This is a genomic window from Spiroplasma sp. hy2 (assembly GCF_044714365.1).
GTDB classification, from domain to species: Bacteria; Bacillota_I; Bacilli_A; order Mycoplasmatales; family Mycoplasmataceae; genus Spiroplasma; species Spiroplasma phoeniceum.
Window position 1 is genome coordinate 1 of the sequence record NZ_RXFZ02000329.1, and the last position, 656, is coordinate 656.

Sequence of the window (656 nt, forward strand, 5' to 3'; positions counted from 1 at the left end):
AATTTTATGGCTTATTTTCGTTAATTAATTACCAAAATTAATTATTAAGTTTAAAAAGAAGGTTTTCATTTGTATAAAAAGTGCTACACTTCATAGTACAATTTACATTCTGAAAGAATAGAGGGCCACTGTTTTAGTAAGGATAAGAAAGGAATTAAAGAAAATGAACGAAACATTAATGATTGCTTTACTTGTGTTAGCTGGTGCAGGAGGAATGGGTAGTCTTGGTATTCTTGGATTATCTGCTAAAAAAATTAAAAAATATAAAGCAGAAATTAGAGAATTAAGAACTGCTGTTATTGCCCACGAAAAACATTTACGAGGATCTGATTATGCAACAGAATTAGCATTAAAAACAGGTCAAATTAAAAATGTTAAAAAACAAGTTAAAGTAAATGATAAAAAACAAGCACAAAAAGATGCTATTAGACAACTAACAAATAGTATTTAAAAAAATAACCAATTAAGGTTATTTTTTATTTTTCTTTATTGTGTGTTATATAAAAGTTGATAAGATATTCTATTTGTTGAGAATAAGTAAATCCATTAAATTCATTTCATATTTCTTCTTGTTCTGTATTTAAATAAATATTAACATTTCGAATTTTACAAGAATAATATTTTCCTGTTTTTTGATTATATGAATGTTTCATAAT

Annotated in this window: 2 protein-coding genes; one reads left to right on the forward strand and one right to left on the reverse strand. The window is 24.4% G+C overall.

What is annotated here, in order from left to right; translation table 4 throughout:
* Positions 1–163: 163 nt before the first annotated feature.
* Positions 164–451, forward strand: a complete 288-nt coding sequence (locus EHV01_RS06350; protein WP_422066721.1) for a hypothetical protein — start codon at positions 164–166, stop codon at positions 449–451.
* 25 nt (positions 452–476) lie between these two features.
* On the opposite strand, the gene EHV01_RS06355 is transcribed toward EHV01_RS06350, so the two are convergent.
* The coding region (locus tag EHV01_RS06355; protein WP_422066722.1) for a hypothetical protein at positions 477–656 on the reverse strand (180 nt) is incomplete at its 5' end.